We start from the raw sequence: 20,765 nt of genomic DNA, 5'->3' as shown, positions 1-20,765 counted from the left end.
TAGTCAGCCGGATCTACGTCCGTGCGCAGCTTGCTCGATGACCTTGGCGACCGCCTTCGGGCTTGAGACGTAGATCGCGTGGCTGCCCGGCGCTTCCGACACCACGGCGCCGGCACGTTCCGCCATGGCGCGCTGCGCCGGCGGCGGGATCATCTTGTCGTCGGCGGCGACAAGGTACCAACTCGGCTTCGCCTTCCACGCGGGCTCGGTCACCTTGCCGTCGAGCGCGGCGACGCCCCACGGCGCCTGCGAGTTCGCCATGAAAGTGGCGAGGTCGGGACGGACGTCGGCGGCGAAGGCGGCGGCGAACTTGGCCTTGTCGAGGAACAGGAAGCCGTCGACGGCCGGCGGCACCGGCGCTCCCGGCGGCGGATTGGCGATCAGGCTCGAGACGGATTCCCCGGCGTCGGGCGCGAAGGCGGCGATATAGACGACCGCCGCCACCTTCGGATCCGTACCGGCCTCCGATACGACGACGCCGCTCCTGCCCTAGTAACCCCCAGCATGGGCTTTCGCTTAGGCAATGCCCGCTTGGGCCTCCTTGATTTTTTGGGCTCGCCCCCCGGGGTCACCGTCACGGTACCGCCGAGCTGAATGCGTCGGATCAATCAGACCCGGTCCGTCCAAACGTCAGGGAAGCGGCGCGGTCGGATCGATAATCCTGTTCGCCCTCAAGTCGGACCAGAACGCGGACGACAACACCTCGGCTAGGGCGGCTTCGTCCTCGGCGATCCGGGAGGGCTTGCTTGCGCCCGGAATGACGGCCGCAACGGCCGGATGAGCAAGCGCGAACTGCAGGCCGGCGGCCTTCATCGAGATCCCGTGGCGCGCGGCGATGGCCTTGATGCGGGCGACTTTCTCCAGAATGGCCGGCGAAGCGGGCGCATATTCGAAGTTCGGACCGCCGACCAGCGCGCCTGAGCTGTAGGGACCGCCCACCACCAGTTCGAGACCGGCCGGTATGAGAGCCGGCATGACGCGCTGCAGCGCCCGTTCGTGGTCGAGCAGCGAGTAGCGCCCGGCCAGCAGAAATCCGTCCGGTCGCGGCTCGTCCAGCGCCATGATCAGCTCGATTGGTTCCACCTTGTTGACGCCGAGCCCCCAGCCCTTGATCACGCCCTCGTCGCGCAGCCTGTCCAACGCCCGGAAGGCGCCCTTGCGCGCCGCCTCGAAGACGGAAAGCCATTCATCGCCGTAGAAGTCCTGCGCCACATCGTGGACGAACACGATCTCGATGTGGTCGGTGCCGAGCCGGACGAGGCTCTGTTCGATGGATCTGAGCGTCGCATCGGCGGAGTAGTCGTTCACGACGCGGTTGGGGCGGCCATGGGCGAAGACGCCGCCCTTCTCGCCGAAGTCGCGGCTGGCTGTGGTCTCGATCTCGTCGAGGATGAGCCGCCCGACTTTCGTGCTGATGACGAAATCCGTGCGCGGCCGCCCGGCGAGCGCAGCGCCCAGGCGGAGTTCGGCGAGCCCGGCGCCGTAGAAGGGCGCCGTGTCGAAATAGCGGATGCCGGCGTCCCAGGCGGCATCGACGGTCTCCCGTGCCTCGTCTTCCGGTATGGCGCGGAACATGTTGCCGAGCGGCGCCGTGCCGAAACCGAGCCGACCCTTGATGATGTGCCTCAGTGCCAATTGCTTCTCCGTCAGTCGCCAGCTGTTGTTGCTGGATCGTTCCTCGGCAGGACGTGATAGCGCAGGTGAACGATATCCCTTGCCACTGGCGTCGCCGCAATCAGGGCGAGGCCCCTGGCGCCGAGAGGGTTGCCGTCGAGCGTCGTCGGCCTGTCGGGCTCTCCGTCCGCGATCGGAAGAACGAGCAGGCTGATTTCGTCGACGAGGTCCGCGCCGAGGAAGGCGCCATTGGTCGCTCCGCCGCCTTCAAGCAGAAGCCGCTCGATGCCGAACTCGGCCCTCAAGGCGCGGATGGCGTAGACGAGGTCAAGTTCGGCGGCCCCGGCGAAGAGATAGGATATGCCGTCGCGCTGCAGTTCCGCGAGGTGATCATCATCGACCGCCCGCGTGAGAATGGCGATGACGGCATCGCCATTGACGCGGTCGCGGTTGAGATGAAGCCTTCCCGAGCGGTCGAGGCAGACGGCATAGGGTCCCATCCCGGCCGCCGGCGCCTTCCAAGTCTGCCGCGGATAGAGTCGGTCAGTCGATGCTGAGCGTGGCGCGCCCTGCGAAAACTCAGCCATGGTGCGCCGGCCGACCAGCCAGGCGTCGGCGTCGAGCTCCCGATGCACCGCTTCGTAGACTTCCTCCCTGTCGGCAGATGCCGGCCAGCCTTCCGGCGTGATGCGACCGTCGATGCTGGACATCATGTGCAGGATCACGCGCGGTCTCATGGCTGGCTCCCGTCGGGCATGGTGGTCGAAGGGGCGGCAATCCCGGCATGTCGCGGCCCGTGACCATGCGACAGCGGAGTTCGCTCTTCCGGCGCGGCGCGCTCTCCCCTTGTGAACACCGCGATGAACAGCATCAGGCCGAGCCCGGTCAGCACGAAGCCGGCCCAGACTGACGAAAGCAACCCCCAGCCTGCGCCGATCGTGATGCCACCAGCCCAGGCTCCGAGTGCGTTGGCGACGTTGAGCGAGGCAAGGTTCATCGCTCCCATCAGGGATTGCGACTCCGGCGCCAGGGCCATCATCCTGACCTGGATGGTCGGTATCGCCGCCATGAGGGTGGCGCCGACAAACGGCAGCGAGACGACGAGTATCCACATGTTCGCGCCCCAGAGACCGAGCACGGCGAGCACCATCATCGCAGCACCATAGCCGGCGACGATGCCGCGGGACGGGTGGGCGTCCGCCAACCTGCCGCCATAGACATTGCCCGCCGCCATGCCGATACCGAACAGCGCCAGCGCAACGGGAACGACGCCGGCGGGCAGCATCGCGAGATCGGTCACCAGAGGGCCGATGAAGGTGTAGACGGCAAAGATACTGGAGATGCCGAGCGCGGTCGTCGCCATCATCAGCCAGACCCGGCCGTTCCAAAGGCCGCTCAGCTCATCGCGGACTGAGGCCCCGTCGAGCTCCCGCGTGCGCGGCACGAACAGCCAGAGGGCGAGGAACGAGACCAGGCCGAGCGCGCCGATGGAGAGATAGGCGCCGCGCCAGCCCACTGTCTGCCCGAGAAGCGTCGCCAGTGGCGAGCCGAAGATCGTGGCGAGCGTCAGCCCCGACATCACGACGGCGAAGGCGCGGCCCGCATGGGACGCGCCGACGACATGGGCGGCGACGACGGCGCCGGCTCCGAAATAAGCGCCCTGGGGCAGCCCTGTCAGGAAGCGGGCCGCGGCGAGCAGGCCGATGCTGCCGGCAAAGGCCGAAAGCAGGTTTCCGGCGACGAAGATGCCGATCAGCAGCAGGAGCAGCGTCCGCCTGTTGAGACGTGCTGCAGCGAGGGTCAGCGCCGGCGCGCCGATGACGACGCCAAGCGCATAGAAGGTGATGGCGTGAGTGCCGGTCGGCACATCGACGCCGAGCGCGGGCGAGAAGATCTGGATGATCCCCATGCTGGCGAATTCGGTCGTGCCGATGCAGAACGTGCCGAGCGCCAGAGCGAAGAGCGTCGCCCGTCCGTGACTTTCCGGGCTCCTCACCGCCCCTGCCGGCGTCGCGTCATGCAAGCTGGTCATCGCAATCCCTTCGAAGGCTCCAGGCATGCGGAAAAGGCTGCGGTCCGGCCGGGCGGCACGACGGGAGGGAGGCTCCCGTCGTGCTGGCCGGAAGGGCGGACCGCGCACCCGAGGTCCGCGCTGCCCCGCACGGTCAGCGGCTGACAGGCTCAGGGCGCCTCGGTGGCCGCCGCGATGATCGCATCGGCGACCACCTGCGGCTGCGACAGCATGGCGACATGGCTCGCCGCGGCATGGGTCGTCGTCGCGTGCATGGCGTCGGCGAAGATCTTCTGCAGCGGCGGCGGGATGATCTGGTCGTTGTCGGCGATGACATACCAGCTCGGCTTCTTCGACCAGGCTGGCTCCGTCACCTTGCCGTCGAAGGCGCCCGAGAAGAGCGGCGCTTGCGTCGCGGCAAGCAGAGCCGCGGCCTCCGGCGTGACGTCGGGAGCAAAGTATTTCGCCATGCCTGGCGCCGACCAGGTCAGCCAGCCCGTGGCGTCGGCATGCAGTTCCCCCTGCCACGGCGGCGGTTCAGGCGCGGCCGCGACGATCGCATTCACCGATTGCCCCGCTGCCGGCGCGAAAGCGGCGACGTAGACGAGCGCCCGCACCTTGTCGCTGTTGCCGGCCTCGGTGATGACCACACCGCCATAGGAATGGCCGACGAGCACGACATCGCCGGGCTGGTCGGCGATCACGCGGCGGGTTGCCGCCACGTCGGCCTCGAAGGACGAGGAAGGGTTGTGGACGGCAACGACATGAAGGCCCTGCTTCTGAAGCAGCGGAATAACCTCGGACCAGCTGGAGCCGTTCGCCCAGGCTCCGTGTACGAGTACGATCGAGGGCGTATCGGCGGCGACCGCCGCGGAAACCATACTCGCCGTGCCGACAGCGGCGGCGATGACAACCGACTTGATGGGCATCGAAGTCCTTCCTTTCGCTTGTTCTCGTTGCTGGTCGACGCTGCGGCGGAGACGCAGTCCCGCCGCCAGTCCTTCGCCGGCAAAATTCCGAAGTTCTTCTGCAGCGGACGTCCAGCGGGAGTGGTGTTGCCGGGGCGTCGACCACAGCATCCTGACAAGGAGGCTGGACCGGTTATTTGCGAAACTTGCCCTTGTCGCCCACGAAGTTGCGGTGTTGCTTCTGGCGCCAACGCCATCTTCCGGTGCAGCACGACGCCCGACCGGCCTCATCACGATGCCTCGCTCCGGGCGAAATGACCGCGCTATCGCGACAGCCAGCCGATCGCGTCTGCATGCAGGCTGTGGATGAACAGCTGCTTATCGGTCTCGGTGGCGCCCGTCGTCTCCGGATAGGCGCCGCTCGGATCCTGCAGGTCCTCGACGACTCGGCCGCTCTCGTCGATTGCGAAGACATGCCCGTATGGCTGGCCTAACGGCAGCATCGATCGCGGCAGACGCAACAGGACTTCGCGGAGGAGGGGCTTGTCGGCGAGGGAATCGGCTGCCGGATTGCGCGGCCTGAACAGACCGACCCAGATGCGGCCGTCGCGGCCGCGCATCAGATTGTCCGGATAGCCAGGCAGATTGTCGACAAGCACCGCGGCCTGGGGCGATCCACTGCCGACATCGAGGTCGTCGGCGGCGACATCGATTTTCCAGATGCGGTAGCGGCCGGTCTCGTTGACGAAGAGGCTCCGTTCGTCGGTCGAGAGGGCGATGCCATTGGCAAAAGAGAGCCCATGCACGACGATGCGCGTCCTCCGGCTCTTCGGATCGTAGGCGAGGACGCGGCCTGTCGCGGACTGTTCCAGCACATCGAGAACGCTTGCCTGGAGGGTACTGCCCCAGGCGGCTGGCGCAAAGCGCGTTGAGGAATCCGTGAAGTAGATCATGCCGTCCTTCGCCACGACGACCGAGTTGGCATAGCCGATCGGGTCATCCGCGCCGACGCGGTTCGTGAGCAGCGAGATCTCGCCGGTGGGCGTGATCGCGAGCAGGCCCGACATCGCGTCAGCCGCGATCATTCGTCCGTCGGCGTCGAAGGCGAAACCGAGCACCCTGCCGCCCGTCCTGGCGAAGACGCGCTGGTCGCTGCCGTCTGGACGCATGCGGATGATCGCGCCGCTCGTCATGGCGGCATAGACGTCGCCATCCGGTCCGATCGCGATGTGCTCGGGGCCAAACTGTCCGGCGACCTCGATCCTGCGGAGGCCCGAGAGGCGCGTATTCGGCGCATGCGGACCGACATAACCCGGCGGCACTGGCGCGGACCATGCGACGGCCCGGATTGGAACCGGCCAGAAACAGAGATAGAGCGCGACGGTCAGGATCACGACCAGAACGGCGACGCCGAGACGGATAAATGATTTTCGCAAAGCTGACCTCATGCGGCGGTGGCGCGTAACGATGTTCGGGATAGGTCCCTCTGGCCGGATCGGCTCTGGAGGTTCGACGCATCGTAGAAGCCGCTATGGCGGCCCGATCGCCGGATCTTGCCGTTTATCCGGCAGATCCTGCTCTTTCAGCCCGCGGCGGAAAAAAGGCTCAGCGCCTGAGCAGCCGGCGGTAGTCCCGCGGTGTGCATCCGGTAAACCGGCTGAAGGTGCGGGAGAAGTTGGCTTGAGAGCCGAAGCCGGTATCGAGTGCGATCTCCACCATCGAGATCTGCCCTTCCGCGATGAGTCGCTTCGCGACCTCGATGCGGCGGGCGAGAAGATACTGGTGCGGCGAAAGTCCGGTTGCCTCGCGGAAGAGGCGGGAGAAATGAAACGGGCTGAGACAGGCCTCTGCCGCCAGCTCGGCGAGCGAGAGCGTCTCGGAGAGGCGAGACTGGATCAGGTCCAACACCCGCTGAAGGCGCCGTTTGTCTAGGGAGGGAGACCGCGCGGCCGGTCGCCAGCGATCGATCGTGTAGTGGCCTAACAGATGGGCGGTGAGCGCGGCGCTGAGGCCGTCCGCGACGAACTTCCTGGTCGGGCCTGTCTCACACGCAATAAGTTGGAGAAGGGCCTCGCCGATCCGGCTCAGCATGGGGTCGGAGAAGCCGCCCGCACAGGCGAGCTCAGCCTTCGAGGGATCGAGGCCATGGTCGATCAGGGCGCTGTCTCCGAGCAGCCTCGCCGGCAGGAACAGGAGCAGGCATTCGAGGGCATCACCAAGTTCAAGGTGGGTCTCGTTGCTTCCCGCCGGAAGCAGCCAGGCCCTGCCGGGAAGCGCCAGTCCCTCTTGCCACTTTCCGTCAGCGCAACGGCGCACGAGCGATTTGCCGGAGAGGATCAAGGCGAGCTCGGTGCATTCCGGCCGCACGCAGTTTTGAACGCCGGATCCGAACCTGTGATGCGCGACATGAATCGACTCTCCCTCCGACGCACCGCCAATGAACGCGCTGGACTGGTCGGTTCGGTCCGCTTGAGCTGCGAGAGGCATACGATCACCGGCTCGGGTTGAAGGCCGGATCAATCTCGCGCTGTTATCGTCCCCGAGCGAGTTAAACTCGGTTAAACGGTGCCGCGATGAAGCAGGTGCCGGTCGGTGTGCTAGATTGGCGTTGGGCTGTGGGGCGACAGCAGCAATGGTAGAAATCTCGGAAGCGCTTGCGGGTCGGTCTTATGCGTTCGGCTCGTTCGAGCTCGTGCCGGACCGCCAGTTGCTGCTGCGCAACGGCGTGCCGGTCCGGCTCGGCGGCCGCGCCCTCGATATCCTCACCGTTCTCGTCGAGCACGCCGGCGAGGTGGTCGGCAAGCGTGACCTCATCGCCCGTGTCTGGCCGGACACCTTCGTCGAGGAGGGCAACTTAAAGGTCAACATGAACGCGCTGCGCCGCGCGCTGGACGCAGGCGACGGGAATCTGACCTGCATCGCCACAGTGGTGGGTCGGGGGTACCGGTTTGTGCTTCCGGTCACAGTCTCGACGCCGCCTGAGGCCGGCGACGTGCCGCCATTGCGCCGAGACAACAATCTGCCGACGGCGACAACGCGCATCATCGGACGGAGCGACGCCATAGAGGCGGTCAAGCGAGATCTAGCCGAAGTCCGCCTGGTCTCCATCGTCGGCGCTGGCGGGATCGGAAAGACCACTTTGGCGCTCGCTATTGCCAACCAAGTAGTTGGCGAGCGTCGCGATGGGGTTTGGCTTGTGGATCTTGCCGCGCTGACTGATCCGGACCTCGTTCCCAATGCCATCGCCGCGGCGATCGGTTTGGCGGTGCATTCGGCGAACATGCTCGCCGCTCTCTGCGACGCACTCCGCGGAAAGTCGATGCTGATCCTTGTCGACAGCTGCGAGCATGTCATCGAGGGGGTCGCGACCTGCGTCGACCGACTGCTCGCCGAGACGGCCGAGGTCACGATCCTTGCCACCAGCAGGGAGCCGCTTCGCGTGCGTGGTGAAAGGGTTCGCCGGTTGCCCGGCCTGGCCGTGCCAGCCGACGCGTCGTCGATCAGCGCGCGAGAAGCGCTCGTCTATCCTGCGATCGAACTTTTCGTCGACCGTGCCAGCGAGGCCCGGCCGGACTTCGAGTTGCGCGATGTCGAAGCACCGATGATCGCCACGCTCTGTCGACAGCTTGACGGGCTCGCTCTAGCGATCGAACTCGCCGCAACCCGTGTCGATGGGCTTGGTGTGGCCGGTCTGCTCGATCAGATCAGCGATCGCTTCCGACTGCTTGAGAATCGAAGAGGCGGCCCCGAGCGACATCGCACTTTGCTGGCGACGATAGATTGGAGCTACGATCTCCTTGGTCAAGCCGAGCGGCTGATCATGCTGCGGCTTGCGGTCTTCGCGGCCGGCTTCGACCTGGAAGCGGCGGTCACGGTCGTCGGCGATAATAGGGTCCCACGGTCCGCGGTCGTCCAGGGTCTTGCCGATCTGGTTTCCAAATCGTTGCTCTCGGCCGAAATTGCCGATGATGGGATGCACTATCGCCTGCTCGATTCCATGCGAGCCTATGCAATGGAAAAGCTGAGCGGAAGCGGCGAGCTGAACGAGATGCGGCGCCGTCACATTGGGCATTGCATCGCCTGGCTTGCCGAAGCGAAGTACGATGCCGAACGCCTGCCGCGCAACATGTGGCTCGCCCGCTACAGCGGCAGAATCGACGATGTACGGAGTGCGCTGGCCTGGGCCTTCACCGACCAGGCGGCGGCATCGTTGGCTGTCCGATTGACGGTGGCCGCCATTCCCTTTGGCAAGCAGGTCTCACTCATCGAGGAGTGCCGAACAGCCGTCGAAACGGCGCTGCAGGATCGCTTTGCGCCCCATCGCAGCGAACGGGACGATCTGATCTTGAACCTTGCCCTCGGCGCGACATTGCTGCATTCACGCGGCCCTCTCGCCGAGGTGAAGGCGTCGCTGACCCGCGCGCTGCGCCTGGCAGATGATCTGGCGGACACCGATCTACAACTTGAATGCCTGCGTGGTCTCTCGGAATACGAGCTGTGGACCGGCGATTCCCGCGCTGCCATCGCGGTTGCCAATTCCATCCGGAGCCTCGAAGTCAAGGGAGAGAAGGCAGCGGCTGGCGATGCAGACGCGCAGACCGGCTCGGCATTGTCGTGGCTCGGCGCGCTCGGGGCCGCGCGCCACAGGCTCGAGGGCATCGTCCATCGGCCCGTTTTGGGTGACCCGCGCGGGGAAAGCGATCGCTTCCAGTTCGATCAAAGGTTGACTGCAACGGGTGCGCTGGCGACCGTCATGTGGTTGCAGGGCTACGCCGATCAGGCAGTGGAAACGGCGAAGCGTCAGCTCCGCGACGCGGAAGCCTCCCACTATGCGGTCTCGCTCTGCTGCGCGCTCCTGCACGGCTCGCTGATCATCGCGATGTATGTCCGCGACTATGCCGCTGCCGCCCGGCATCTTGAGCGCGGGCTTGCCCACGCGTCGACGCACGGCCTCTCGATCTGGCGAAACATGGGCTTCTGCGCGGGTGGAAGGTTGACGCTCTACACTGGACAGCCCTTCGATCTCGCCAGCTATCGCGAAGCGCTCGCCGAGATTCGCAAGGGCGGCTTTCGCATGCGCTATCCCAATTATCTCACCAATTATGGAGAGGCGCTCGCTCGGGCCGGCGACGTCGCAGGTGGGCTCGCCGCAATCGACGAGGCGATCGCATTGTGCCGTGAAAACGGTCAAGTGGTTGGCATTCCCGAGATCCTGCGCATCAAGGGCAATGTCATCCGCTTTGAGGAGCCTTCGCGCGTCGAAGGGGCGGCCGAGTGCTACCGCGAGGCGATCCAACTCGCCCGGCGCGACCATGCCCTCGGCTGGGAGTTGCGGAGCGCCATAAGCCTCGTGAAGTTGGCGCGCCAGCTTGGTGGCGACAACGATGCCGAGGCCATGCTGGAGACGGCCTATGGCAGATTCACCGAAGGCTTCGGGACCGGCGACCTGCGCCGTGCGCGCGCGCTGATCGAAACGCGCCGCGGCAACTGACCGTCAGGGCGGGTCGCCAGCCCGCAAGGCCGCGAAGCCCCGGCGAACCGGGGGGACGATGATCAGGAGCGCCGCGAGCGACGCCGCGAGCGCGACGGCAGCCATCGCCGTCTGCAGGCTGAGGCTTCCGGGGAAGCGTGTCGTCAGCAGGGGCACCAGCGTCGGTCCGAGGCCGATCCCGACCAGCGCCGTGACAGTGAGAGAAAGCGCGATCGTCGTCGCCCGCATCTCGTTCGGCACGCTTTCCTGCATGACGACATGCCCGATGACGTAGCCGGAAATGGACCCCAGAGCCCAGGCAGCGAACGCAAGCGCGAGCTGCGCCGGCGTTGCGGCGAAGAAGGTCGCGATCGCGGCGGCCGATGTCACAGTGTAGCTGCCGAGAAGAAGCACGACGCGCGTCGCCACGCCGTGGCGGCGTGCGAGCCAGTCGGAAAGGCCCCCTCCCGCCAGCGAGGCGATGACGCCGCTCGTCGTGATCGAGACGGCGACGAGACTGCCGGCTTGAAGAGGCGAGAGGGCGTAAGAGCGCTGAAGCAGCGTTGGCAGCCAGGAGACCAGGGCATAGTCTCCAATCCCGAGGGCCCCCTTGACCAGCGCCACGCGCAGCACGGCGCCGTTTTCCGCCAGCCATCGCTGAAGGACCTCTTGGATGGGAATGAGGTCCTGACGATGCCGCCGCAGCGGCTCGACGATCATGAGCAGCAGCGGCAGTAGCACGAATCCCGGCGTGCCGACGAAGACGAACATCTGGCGCCAAGGCGGAAGCGCGCCGACGAGCGGCAGGGGATCGAACAAGCCCGCCGCGCTCCACCGAAGCAGAATGCCGCCGGCGAACAGGGCGACGCCCGTGCCGAATGTCGCTCCGAGCGAGAAAATGCCAAGAGCGATCCCGCGGCGGCGAGGCGGGAAGGCATTGATGATGAGCGACGATGCCGAGGGAATGAGTGTCGCCTCGCCGAGCCCAACGCCGACGCGCGCGGCAAAGAAAGTCCAGAAATCGGCGGCGAGCCCGCAGGCGATCGTCGCCGCCGACCAGAGCACAACGCCGCCGGCGATCAGGTTGCGCCGGTTGGCACGATCGGCCAGCCGGCCGCATGGTAGGCCGGCGAGCGCAAAGATCACCGCGAAGCCGGCGCCCTGCAGCAGGCTAATCTCGAGATCGGACAGGCTCAGCTCGCGTCTGATCGGATCGACCACAAGATTGATGACGAGGCGATCGGAGAACGAAAGAAGAAGCGCAAGACACAGGATGACGACAGCATACCAAGCCGTAGCCGATGTGCGGTCATCCACTTCACCCGGCTCCGTCATCGCTCGCTCATCATTCGGGCACCAAGTGCAGTCGTCGCGTCGCCTTGCGAGATTCGCACGAACGGCTCGGTCGGGACAAGCAATGCGAGGAAGCGCAGCGCAGGGGCCGAAAAGCAAATCTGAGCAAACAGAGCGCAGGAGTGGCAAAGACCCGAAGTGATCTCTCGGCCATGCTTCCAGTCGCGACGCCGGTCCTTCACGCGACAGTCAGCTATCGGCCTGCCGTGAAGCCGCGCCTCGCGCCCGTCCCATGACCACGGCAGGAGAGCGCCATGCTACACGCCACCAAGTCCGCGCGTCGTCGCGGATTTCAGATCCACGCGTTCGTATTCGTCCCGTCGATCATATTTCTCGCCGTTCTCAACTTCATTCTCGGCGCGCCCTATTGGTTCGAATGGCCACTGCTCGGATGGAGTCTAGGTCTCTTGACCCACTGGTGGTTCGCCCTCGGCCCCGGATCATTGCAAACCGATTGACGCTCGGGGCGCGGCGTCAGCGTTGTTCCACGACAATTATCCGGACGACTTACGACCGCGGTAGCGCTCGCCGGCATGGGCCTTGGCACAGGCAATGACGGCGCGCTGAGCTTCCTTGATCGCCTCGGACTGCGCCTGGGATGCCCCAAAACACGCGGGTAGCGCTGTCGTCGGCCCTGCCCTGGCACAGACGATAGCCTCCTCTCATGCCTTCGCCGTGCTGCAACAACATGCGAGGCGTGACAGGCACCAAGAGCGGTTTCTATCGATGTCAGGCGCATTCGCCGACTTGCGTTGCCAGGCCCTAAATCAGCCGTCTAACTGGCCGTCGGGGCAAGGCTGATACCTGCAGCGCCCTCGACAATCTCGCCGCGGCGCAGCATCTCTTCAGCGATCGGCTCGATAGCAGGGCGGAATTCCGGTCCCGTCCGTTGAAATCCGAAGAGAAATGCGACGGCGCGAGCTATTTCGTTCCAAGGCAAGGCTCCGTTCTCGTCTAGTACCGTCCGAATCGCTGCTGAGATTTCGATTGGAGCCAACATGCTTGCCTTGCGCAAACTCAGCGGCGCTCGCGAGCGGTTTCGCAGGGGAACGTCGACGAGTTGGGTAGTCGTGCACCAGAACTCATCCTTCGCGAGGATTTCGCGATTCACGGATTTGAGATGGCGAAGAGCTGTTGACACGCTGGCCGCAATTCGGGACCCGGCCTTCTGCTTTCCGAACAGGCCAGCCAGCCGGCGCGCTACCTCCTCCTGATGTATGGGGCCTTCGATTTCGATGATCCGCTGCAGAATGGGCGCAAGTTCGCGAATCGAAACTTCATGGGGCTCCTGACCAAAAGGGATCGGGAAGTCGGCCAGCACATATTCTGGCAATTGCCGTCCGCTTGAGGGCGCGGGCTTGACGTCCTCGCCCGGCTCCTCCTCCACGACATAAGGCTCAGGCTCTGGATCGGCGGGCTCCACAGGCCGATGGGGGACATGATTCACCGCGTCCCGCAGTGCGGTCTGCAATCGCCTGACCTCGTCGCTCCGTCTATGAAACCAGTCGGTGCTCCATACGCGATGGAAGCGCCAACCGAGCTCCTCCAACACCTCTTGGCGGAGCCGATCTCGCTCCCGCGCCCAAACGGCGGAATGATAGGTAGCGCCATCGCACTCGATCGCCAGCATATACTGGCCTAATCTCTCCGGATGGTGCACCGCCATATCGATCTTGAAGCCAGCTGAGCCGACCTGAAGATCTACGGCATGGCCCATCGCTCGGACCACGTCGGCGACGGCGACCTCGAACTCGGAATCCGGGTCGGCCCCAAGCGCCCTCGGCTCGGCGAGGACGCCGGTCTCACCGTATTGCAGGAAACGCTTGAACACCCGGGCGCCAACGCTTCGGCTTCGGGCGAGGTCGATGTCGCCGGATTGGAACGAAACAAACACCTCTGTCCGATACCGCGCCCGCGTGAACAGCACGTTCAGGCGTCGCTCGCCACCCTCCGTCGAAATGGGTCCAAAGGCCATGCTGTCAAGCCGGCTGCCAGCGGTCCTCGGTCCGTAGCCAACGGAGATGTAGATCACATCGCGTTCGTCGCCCTGGACATTTTCGATGTTCTTTACGAAGAACTCCTCATCCCGGCCTTCGCGCATAAAGGCGTCGAGATCGGCGTCGGTCTGCCGCAGCTTGTCCAGCCAATAAGTCACCTGATCCCGCTGTGTCGTCGAGAACGTGACGACGCCGAGCGAGCGACCGGGAAAGATCCGAGCATGAGCAGCGACGGCTTGGGCGATGGCTTCCGCCTCGATGGGATTGTTCCGTTTGCCTCCACGATCATAGGCCCCCATTACTCGGCGAACCGCCAGGCCATCTGTTTCCCGAGACATCGAGGGCGAGGGAAAGAGAACAAGCTCCCCCTTGTAGAACTCGTCGTTCGAGACCTCGATGAGCGAAGCGTGTCGAGAACGATAGTGCCATTTCAGCATCTTCGAGTTGAGGCCGCGTGCGTCGCAAAGCTTCAGAATGCTTTCGAGCTCCGCGGCGGCCGTCAAAGGCGGCGCCGGATTCTCGTCTTCGTCATCAGGCGGCTCATCCTCGTCATTGGAAACCACTTTGTCGAAGAACGAGGTGGGCGGTAGCTGCTCCTTGTCCCCCACCACAACGATCTGCTTCGACCGCGCGATTGCACCGAATGCGTCCTCGGGCCGGATCTGCGAAGCTTCGTCAATGACTAGGAGGTCGAATTCGAGCCGGTTCGGCGGCAGGAACTGGGCGACGGAGATCGGACTCATCAGAAAGACGGGCTTGATCTGCTGGATGACGGCCCCTGCCTCGCTCATCAGCCTGCGGATCGGCTTGTGGGCTCGTCGCTTGCCGATTTCGCCGCGCACGATGCCCATGGCGCCCATGCCGCCGCGAGGAATCGACGCGACGTGATTGCCGCGGATCATCCGGGCCGTCGCCCGTCGCCTCGCGGTCTCCAGCGCCTTGAACGAGGCGACCATTTCGGCTTTTTCCTCGGCGGTAAGCTGCGTCGCCCAACTCTCACCGGCAGCAAACTGACGATAGAGCGCCTCGGCATGAAGGTAGCGCACCGTGTCGGATGCCTGCTCGGGCAGGAGGTACCCGGCGGAGACGGCGTCGGCAATTGAGGAGCCCGAAAGGGCTCGCAGGGCTGCGTCGGCCGTGTCGAGTTGCGACCACTCCTCAAGGCGGTCGATCTGGTCGAGCCAAATCTGAGCCTTTTGGCTCAGCAGATCGAAGGGGACGTCCGGAAGTTTTCCGTGGCTGAAGACAGTCTCGACATCGACGGCAAGCTGGCGGGCGATGTCCTCCATCAGCCTCATCGCGGTCTGGCCGAGACTTTCGACATGCCCGCTCAGCGCCAGAAGCTGTTGCGGCTCATTCTGTCTCAGTTGTACGGCCGCGCTCGGATTTAGTTCAACCGCCAGTGACAGCAAGCGGCTTACCCAGTCCGCCGCTTCGGACATAGACTCGAAATCGGTGTCCTCGTCCCGCCAGTGCGGCCCAAACCAGGCGGCTCCCGTCTGCTTCAGCTCGGCAAGGCGCCTTCCTGCCTGCTGCAGATCGACCAATTGACTATAGAGCGCGACCCGGTCGGGTTGCGATTTGGGCAAGGAGCCGGTCAGAAGTGAGCTCAGCTCAGCCGAACCGGACCTGTATTCGCCGCTGAGACGCCCGAGCAGGCTGTGTCCGGCTGCCAGCCGCTGGCGCAGATGGTCGATTGGCGCAGCGAGCGCCGGACCGATAAAGAGTGGTCCGGCAGAAGCTCGCTGGCGCTGAAATGCGCGGCCTGCTTCGATCAGCGCCCGAGCCTGTGCACTGCCGCCCTGTGCCGCGAAGATGGCGGCGAAGGGGGCTGCCAGCGGCGATAGAGCAGCGATATGGCGAACCACTGCGGAAAGACCTTCGGCAGATATCTGGCTCGGATCGGCGCGGCTTCCGACGCTCCGACCGGCCAGCTGCGTCATGTCACGCGCCTTTCCAAGCGCATTGACCAGATTTTCGAGCTTGGGGAGCAGCCTTTGAATGTCCGTTGGCAAAAGCTTGGTATTACCGACACCGTAGAACGGATGGGCGAGCCGGGGCCCGGCCTTCTCGGTCAACTTCGCTAGCGCGCCGACCGCCTGAAGCACGGCGTCACGGTCTTGCCTTGACCAGTTTGCAATCCCCTCCACCTCGATGTCGGGCGGCGTCAAATTCGTTTCGCTCAGCCCGATCAGGGTCGACAGGACCTGATATGGCGTAAACCCCGTCTCGCCGATCGGCTGGTGCATTACGGCCGCGACCTTGTTCAGACGGTCGCGGAGTTGTGTCAGTTCCGCCGTGTCGAGACCGTTCGCAGGGAACGCCGACGAAGCTTCGAGGGTGCGCTCCAGCTCCGCGAGGACCTGCTTCTTGTTGGCCGAACGGGAATGGAGTTCAAGGCAGATATCCTGGACTCCGGCCTTCTTCAGCCGGTCATGCACGACGTTGAGAGCCGCCATCTTCTCCGCGACGAACAGCACGCGTTTCCCGTCGTGCGCGGCGGCAGCAATAATGTTGGTGATCGTCTGGCTTTTGCCGGTGCCGGGCGGGCCCTGCACGATGAGGTTGCGACCTTTGCGTACGGTCTCGATGACAAGGGTCTGCGAGGCGTCGGCATCAACGATCTGGACCAGATCCGCTGGCGCGAAAAGGCTGTCCAACCGACTGTCATCGGGAAAATCCTCCGCCTCCGCTTCAAAGCCTTCCTGCAGGAGACCTGCGACAATCGGGTGATCGAGAATTCCCCCTTCAGACCAGTTTTCCGGTTCGAGATCCTTCACCATCAATAGCTTGGCAAAGGAAAAGAACCCGAGCTGCATTCCGTCCGGTTCTATGGTCCAGCGCGGCTTGGGACTAACGGCGTCGGCGACGGACGCGAAATAGTCGCTCGGCGACCAGTCGTCGCTTTCAGGAATTTCCGGCAGGCGAATGTTGAATTCATCCTGAAGCCGGCGCTTCAGCGGCTCATTTGTCAGAAGATCTTCCTCGCGGGCGACAACCTCGTACAGCGAGGTCCGCGGGTTCCGCACGAGACTGACCGGTAGCAGAACGAGCGGCGCTTCCCGGATGACGTCTGACGCCTCATCCTCGTACCAGCGCAGAAAGCCTAGGGCCATGTAAAGGGCATTGATGCCCTGTTCCTCTTCCAGCGTCTTGGCTTCGCGTGCCAGGCCGAGGAGCCTTTTGTGCAGCTTGTCAGGGCCCAGCCGGGTCTGCAGCAATTGATCCGTGTAGCGTTCCGGGTCGATCTCGCCGGCCCAACGCCGGGTGAGCACCGGCTCGTCCCTAGCGGTCGACTCGATCGCGCTCGGATCGGCGGAAAACCGCATCGGCTTGGCGCTGCGAAGCAAAATGTGGAACGTATCGTCGGATCGCTCGTCGAAGATATCGATCGACTTGCCCCGTTTCCCGAAGCGCGCGGCGTGGACCAGCCGGTTCCGAGTTCCCGTCTCGATCAGTCGCTGGCGGACATCAGCCAGAAGACGGGCGAGCCGACCGTCTCGTGCTGGGCGCTCTTCCCGCTTAGCTGGCTCCCGCATCGCGAAGTTCCTATCTCGGCACGAAATAGCGTGTCGCGCCGTCCGATTGTCCCGTGCGGGCGGCGCCGGTCGCGACCAGCGTTTCCAGCACCTGCTCGACCCGCGCCTTGCGCTTGGAACTGGTGCGGCCGTCAAAGGCAGCAGCAATCGCGTCGGGCAGCGCCGGCGCCGGGGCGCGGGCGAGCACGTCGCGCACGATGCGGATCTGCTCGAAGGCGTCGGACGGCCATTTGGGCGCGCCCGCGCGCTCGACGATCGCGAGCTCCGCCTCGACCTGCTCGCCCTCGGGCCTGGCGACCTTGGAACCGAGCTTCGGGATCTGGTAGTCGGGCCTGAGCCAGCGCACCAGTCCGCGCGCCTCCTCGGCCGCGCGCTCGCGATTGAGCGCGACGAGGCGGGTCAGAAGCTCCTCCTCCGCCGCTTCCTGCTCCGGCTTCTTGTGCGGGCTCGGCGTCGTCGCGCCGGGCTTGCCGACCAGGGCCGGCGCGAGGTCGGACCAGCCATAGGCCTCGAACACCGCGCGGTCGATGTCGTCGTGGATCTCCTTCAGCACCGAGACGAGCCCGGCCTCATGGATCGCCCGTTCCTTTTCGTCGAGCGGCGGCACATCGGCGCCATCCTCCAGTTCGCGCAGCCGCTCCAGCACATTGTACATGCCGGTCATGGTGAGAAAATCATGCTCCGCGAGCCGCGCCTTGCGGAAGGCATCGAGCCGTTCGCCGAGGGTGTCGAGCCGGGCGAGCAAGGCGGGCGGGAGGTCGGAGAAGGCTGGAAAGGGGAAAGTGTTGAAGACGACACTGTTCTGATATCGGGGGTCATTTCCAGCGCCCATCCTGCCGCCTAGTCGAATAGACCAATGACCATGCGATCTCGCATGCAGACAGGAGAACACATGCCAATCAGCAATAGCAATCGCTATAACTGAACCATCTATCAGGACATCGGGCCACGGTTGAGAGACGAAATACCTGTGCTTGGATACTTCAACGGTTACAAAGTATCGCTTGATTCCGAGAAGCGCCGACCTCATTTCGGGTCGCGGTTCTTCAAACATCCACCAACGATCACGATAAGAAGCGCGGCGGACCTCATCTTTATGAGGTTTTACGTGAGTTAAGAGATACTGATGAATATCGGGGTATTGAGTAGCGACCTCATCATGTCCTAGGCCAAACAGATCGACAACCAGTGCGGCACTCGCTCCGTCTTTTATCTGATCCCCGCCAATATATCGCCTTATGATTGAATCATCGCGATATCGATTTGGAAAAATAGAGTCGTACGGAGGGGAAATTTGAAAGTCATCATGACCAAGTTTACACCCTTGATAGGAAGTATCACAGTTCGATTGCAGTGACTTTGCCTGCGTTACATCGACGCCAATCCGGAAGTCGGCATGGATCAATCCGATTTTCTCGGATAGTTGCACCTCCGGTGGCTCATCCCGCTTGGTCCGCCGTTCGGTCAGCACTTGAACCAGCCGGCCCTGTTCGCCGAATCGCGTGCCAACGCTGAACGCAACCCGCACCGCCGCAGCATTGGCGCTATCGATCCACGGATGATTTGGGACAGCAAATGAGAGTGTTGTGTCTTTCTGATTCAAGAAATTCACAATGACGGGACGATGGATACCTGCGTCAAGGTCTTCGTCGTTACGAACCCAAATCCTCGCGCTTCGCCGCTGCTGACAAGATCGGCGGCTCTTGCCCACCAGTAGGTAACCAGATCGAGCGAGTTTGGAAGATTTGGATAGGCCTTGAAAAGGGCATCGACGTATCCAGAACCAAGGCGCCGTCGCAGCAACTTGTTGCCAACAAACGGCGGATTACCAACTATGAATTCCGCATCGGGCCACTTCGCCGGTCGTGGGTTTCGATAGCTGTAGGTTTCAATTTGGGCTGTCTGGTCGGGGACCAATTTCCGGGTAGTTGGGTGGATCTTGTGTGTGACGCCGTCCCAGACTGTAACCGGTCGCCCTCTATCATCAAGGACAAGGCTCTTCTTTTCCGACGCGAGGATCGCGTCCTGATGGCGGATCGTGCCATAGGCGTGCAGCACCGGCTCTGAAATGGCGGCAAGGCCCATGGTCCTGAGCTGCCATTTCAGATAGCCGATCCACAGCACCAGATCGGCGATCGGCACGGCGCGCGGATTGAGCTCCAGGCCGTAGAACTGGCGGGGATTGACCGTCTCACCCTCCATGGCGAGGCGGCCCTGCTGTTCGCCGAGTTGCTCGATCTCCTCCAGCACCTCGCCTTCGAGCTTCTTCATCAACTCCAGCGCGACATAGAGGAAATTGCCGGTGCCACAGGCCGGGTCGAGCACGCGGATCGTGCAGAGCCGGTGATGGAAATCCTTCGCCGCCGCGAGCGCCTCGTCGTTTTTCCCCTCCTGCCTGAGGTCGACGACATGCGCCTGCACCGCGGTCCAGTCGGCGCGGAGCGGCTCGATGATCGTCGGCACCACCAGCCGCTCGACATAGGCGCGCGGCGTATAATGCGCGCCGAGCTTGGAACGCTCGCGCGGATCGAGCGCGCGTTCGAGCAGCGTGCCGAAGATCGCCGGCTCGACGTCCGACCAGTCCTGCCGTGCGGCGACATAAAGCTCGTGAATATCCTCCGCCGCGAGCGGCAGCGCCCGCCGCGTCTTGAACAGCGAGCCGTTGAACCGGCGCAGGCTCAGCATCATGCGCGGCTCGTACCCACCCTCGTCCATGGTCCGCCACAGGCTTTCGAGCGCCAGCGGGAAGGTGCTGGGACGGGCGTGCAGTTCCTTCAGCAGCTCCGCGAAGCCGGCCTTGGGCAGCAGCCCGACATCCTCGGCGAACATGGTGAACAGGCAACGCATCAGAAATTCCGCGACGTCGCGCGGGTCGTGCCGTCCTTCGAGGTTCTTGGCGATCCGCGCGAGGCGCGCCGCGATATCGCGCGTCACCTCGGCCGAGCGCTTGGCCGGATCGAGGCCGAGCGGATCGGTCCAGATCGCGCGGAGCCGCGCCTGGATGGCAGGATCGCGAAGGTCGTCCATCGAAATGCGATAGGACTGGCGATCCGGGAAATGGGCGTAGTTCTTCCCCTGCCCCGAAAAGTCCGCATAGAGCTCAATGACGTTGCCGACATCGAGCACGATGAGGAAGGGCGGATAGCCGTGCTCGACAGGCAAGGCGCGGGCGTAATTCTCGGCTTGGCCGCGGGCCTCCAGCATGGCGCGGTCCCAGCCGCGCGTGCCGCGCCGCGCGGTGCCGTGCTTGATCTGGGTCGCATCCTCGGGCAGCAGCGCCAGCTGATCGCCGGAGATCTTCACGCGATGGGCGATGCTGGACTGCTTCGATTCGAGCACGAAGCAGCCGCGCTTGTAGAGATCGATTCGGCCGGTCGTCGTCGAGCCGTCCGGATGCTTGAACTGCACCCGCCGCTCGAAGACGTAATCGTTGAAATGGTTCTGCGCGGTGCTGAATTCGGGCGGTTCGAGGCCGAGCGCCTTGCAGAGCCGCTCGACGAACACCTGCGTGTTGGCGATCTCCGATCCGCCCGACGCCTTGACGCGGGCAATCAGTTCTTCAAGCGCTGGTGTATCGATCGTCAAGGCCTACCCCCGCGACAGCTTAGATCGACTTGCATCGCGCCGTCCAGCCGCCACCCGCGCCCATGGATCCCCATCCCCGACACGCGAAGCCCAAAACGACATCGGACCCCGCAGGGTCCGATTTCGAAGCATTTCCGCCGATTTTCGGGAAGTGCTGACCATCTCAGGTAAATGAGATGGTGCCCAGAAGAGGACTCGAACCTCCACGACTTGCGTCACACGGACCTGAACCGTGCGCGTCTACCAATTCCGCCATCTGGGCTTGGGGCGGATGCTTAAGGGGCGTTT

General features: G+C 64.2%; 12 protein-coding genes, 1 tRNA gene and 1 pseudogene. 2 read left to right on the top strand and 12 right to left on the bottom strand.

What is annotated here, in order from left to right; all coding sequences use genetic code 11:
- Positions 1-3: 3 nt before the first annotated feature.
- The 7 genes and pseudogenes from GGR25_RS10790 to GGR25_RS10760 form a co-directional block, all read right to left on the bottom strand.
- Positions 4-480, bottom strand: a pseudogene (locus GGR25_RS10790) (alpha/beta hydrolase); the annotation flags it as partial.
- Positions 481-630: 150 nt separating this feature from the next.
- Positions 631-1,635, bottom strand: a complete 1,005-nt coding sequence (locus GGR25_RS10785) for an aldo/keto reductase (protein ID WP_183398802.1) — start codon at positions 1,633-1,635, stop codon at positions 631-633.
- An 11-nt stretch (positions 1,636-1,646) separates the two neighbouring features.
- Positions 1,647-2,351, bottom strand: a complete 705-nt coding sequence (locus tag GGR25_RS10780) for a dihydrofolate reductase family protein (protein ID WP_183398801.1) — start codon at positions 2,349-2,351, stop codon at positions 1,647-1,649.
- Positions 2,348-3,646 (bottom strand): MFS transporter, encoded by a 1,299-nt coding sequence (locus GGR25_RS10775; protein WP_183398800.1) that lies wholly within the window; start codon positions 3,644-3,646, stop codon positions 2,348-2,350. Before GGR25_RS10775 ends, GGR25_RS10780 begins: the two co-directional genes overlap by 4 nt.
- A gap of 149 nt (positions 3,647-3,795) precedes the next feature.
- On the bottom strand, positions 3,796-4,554 hold the full coding sequence (locus tag GGR25_RS10770) for an alpha/beta fold hydrolase (protein ID WP_183398799.1): 759 nt from the start codon (positions 4,552-4,554) through the stop codon (positions 3,796-3,798).
- A 302-nt stretch (positions 4,555-4,856) separates the two neighbouring features.
- Positions 4,857-5,969, bottom strand: a complete 1,113-nt coding sequence (locus tag GGR25_RS10765; RefSeq protein ID WP_210299907.1) for an SMP-30/gluconolactonase/LRE family protein — start codon at positions 5,967-5,969, stop codon at positions 4,857-4,859.
- 169 nt (positions 5,970-6,138) lie between these two features.
- On the bottom strand, positions 6,139-6,873 hold the full coding sequence (locus GGR25_RS10760; RefSeq protein ID WP_246409562.1) for a helix-turn-helix domain-containing protein: 735 nt from the start codon (positions 6,871-6,873) through the stop codon (positions 6,139-6,141).
- 292 nt (positions 6,874-7,165) lie between these two features.
- On the opposite strand from GGR25_RS10760, the gene GGR25_RS10755 reads away from it, so the two are divergent.
- Complete coding sequence (locus GGR25_RS10755) at positions 7,166-10,024, top strand: ATP-binding protein (RefSeq protein ID WP_183398796.1); 2,859 nt, start codon at positions 7,166-7,168, stop codon at positions 10,022-10,024.
- A 3-nt stretch (positions 10,025-10,027) separates the two neighbouring features.
- Here GGR25_RS10755 and GGR25_RS10750 read toward each other — a convergent pair whose 3' ends face one another.
- A complete protein-coding gene (locus tag GGR25_RS10750; RefSeq protein WP_183398795.1) occupies positions 10,028-11,338 on the bottom strand; it encodes an MFS transporter in 1,311 nt (436 codons plus the stop codon).
- 272 nt (positions 11,339-11,610) lie between these two features.
- On the opposite strand from GGR25_RS10750, the gene GGR25_RS10745 reads away from it, so the two are divergent.
- Positions 11,611-11,814: a 2TM domain-containing protein gene (locus GGR25_RS10745; RefSeq protein WP_183398794.1), complete on the top strand. Its 204-nt coding sequence runs from the start codon at positions 11,611-11,613 to the stop codon at positions 11,812-11,814.
- A gap of 317 nt (positions 11,815-12,131) precedes the next feature.
- On the opposite strand, the gene GGR25_RS10740 is transcribed toward GGR25_RS10745, so the two are convergent.
- From GGR25_RS10740 to GGR25_RS10730, 4 genes are all read right to left on the bottom strand, one after another.
- Entirely contained in the window at positions 12,132-16,892 is a 4,761-nt protein-coding gene (locus GGR25_RS10740) for a DUF3320 domain-containing protein (RefSeq protein WP_183398793.1), read from the bottom strand.
- 10 nt (positions 16,893-16,902) lie between these two features.
- Complete coding sequence (locus tag GGR25_RS25005) at positions 16,903-18,321, bottom strand: type IIL restriction-modification enzyme MmeI (RefSeq protein ID WP_343068071.1); 1,419 nt, start codon at positions 18,319-18,321, stop codon at positions 16,903-16,905.
- A 179-nt stretch (positions 18,322-18,500) separates the two neighbouring features.
- Positions 18,501-20,477: a DNA methyltransferase gene (locus GGR25_RS24715; RefSeq protein ID WP_246409556.1), complete on the bottom strand. Its 1,977-nt coding sequence runs from the start codon at positions 20,475-20,477 to the stop codon at positions 18,501-18,503.
- Between the two features lie 177 nt (positions 20,478-20,654).
- Positions 20,655-20,739, bottom strand: a tRNA-Leu gene (locus GGR25_RS10730).
- Positions 20,740-20,765 lie beyond the last annotated feature (26 nt).

Source organism: Kaistia hirudinis (assembly GCF_014196455.1).
GTDB lineage: Bacteria > Pseudomonadota > Alphaproteobacteria > Rhizobiales > Kaistiaceae > Kaistia > Kaistia hirudinis.
Note: the sequence above shows the minus strand (reverse complement) of the source record. Positions and strands in the feature narration are given on the sequence as shown.